General features: G+C 57.8%; 1 protein-coding gene. It reads left to right on the forward strand.

The features are described 5' to 3' along the window. The first annotated feature begins 77 nt into the window (after nt 1-77). Nucleotides 78-1,463 (forward strand): transposase, encoded by a 1,386-nt coding sequence (locus tag D9R08_RS18845; protein WP_121899657.1) that lies wholly within the window; start codon nt 78-80, stop codon nt 1,461-1,463. The last annotated feature ends 134 nt before the right edge of the window (nt 1,464-1,597 follow it).

The following is a 1,597-nucleotide window of genomic DNA, read 5'->3' on the forward strand; positions in this document are numbered from 1 at the left end:
TATTTCGTTGAAAAACTCTTCCTTGATCGAGGCGTAAGCCGCTGATTCAATTCTCTCAACGAGCGGGAGGATTGGCCATGATGGGACCGAAGCAGGAAGCGCAGGCGGCACTGTTCTATGAGTTCTCGCTAGAAGACCATGTTCCGCAAGATCACCTGCTTCGCTCAATTGATCGCTTCGTCGATCTGAGCAGCATCCGTGCGCATCTTGCCGATTTCTACAGCCACACAGGCCGTCCTTCGATTGATCCCGAACTGCTGATCCGGATGTTATTGGTTGGCTATTGCTTCGGCATCCGATCCGAGCGACGGCTGTGCGAAGAGGTGCATTTAAACCTCGCGTATCGTTGGTTCTGCCGTCTCGATCTGAACGACCGTGTTCCCGACCATTCGACCTTTTCCAAGAACCGCCACGGGCGTTTCCGAGAGAGCGAACTGCTGCGCCACTTGTTCGAGACGACGGTTGCCCGCTGCATTGAAGAGGGCCTAGTCAGTGGTCAGCGGATGGCTGTCGATGCAAGCCTGATCGAGGCAGATGCGAACAAGCAATTCTCTGCATCGAAGGAAGAATGGGACGCAGGGCGGATCGATGTTGAAGCTGCACCGCGCGCCGTGAAGGAGTATTTGGACACCTTAGATGAAGCTGCCTTCGGAGCAGCGACGCCTGTAGAGCCGAAGTACACCTCCTTCTCCGATCCCGCCAGCCAATGGACTGCAGCCCGCAAAGGCCCCGCATTCTTTGCCTATTCTGATAACTACCTCATTGATACCGATCACGGCGTCATCCTCGATGTTGAGGCAACGCGCTCGATCCGGCAGGCCGAGGTGGGGTCAACCAGGACGATGCTGGATCGGGTGAGGGCAAAGTTCGAACTGCATCCCGAGCGGCTGATTGCTGATACCGCCTATGGCTCCGGCCCGATGCTGGGCTGGCTGGTGGATCGCAAGATCGCGCCCCACATCCCGGTCATCGATAAGACTGGCCGCACTGATGGGACTTGGTCCCGCGCAGACTTCGAGTGGGATGCCGAGAACAACCAGTATATCTGTCCTGAAGGCGAAGCCCTGAAGCAGTTCCGCCGAAACTATTCCGACCCCAATCGCGGCCCGACCGGAAAAGGCGTCGCCAAATACCAAGCCCTCAAACATATCTGCCAGGCGTGCCCGTCCAAACCCAAATGCTGCCCCAAGGCCGACTGCCGCAAGATCACCCGTGAAGAACACGAAGATGCCCGCGATGTCGCGCGGGCCATTGCGAAGACGTCTCAATACAAACTCTCGGTGAAGCTCCGGAAGAAGGTCGAAATGCTCTTCGCCCACCTCAAACGCATCCTCGGCCTGGGGCGGCTCCGACTACGTGGTCCGTGCGGCGCAAACGACGAATTCGTCCTCGCTGCCACCGCCCAGAACCTCCGGAAACTGGCCAAGCTCTTTCCTGCACCGCAGCATCCGCGAAAAGCCTGACAACAGAACGGCTTGCGCTCCTTCAAATCGCCCAATTAGTTTGCTCTCAACCCCTTGTTTTTCCACAGAATCGGCTCCAAGCAGACCTTCACTGCGGTCGCGAGCGCACCTCGGCGGTACGGAGCGCGGGTGAA

This window comes from Rhodophyticola porphyridii (assembly GCF_003688285.1).
In the GTDB taxonomy this organism is placed as follows: Bacteria; Pseudomonadota; Alphaproteobacteria; order Rhodobacterales; family Rhodobacteraceae; genus Rhodophyticola; species Rhodophyticola porphyridii.

Bases quoted from the DNA above. Each gene is read 5' to 3' on its own strand.
- D9R08_RS18845 (WP_121899657.1), top strand. From the start codon at position 78: ATGATGGGACCGAAGCAGGAAGCGCAGGCGGCACTGTTCTATGAGTTC.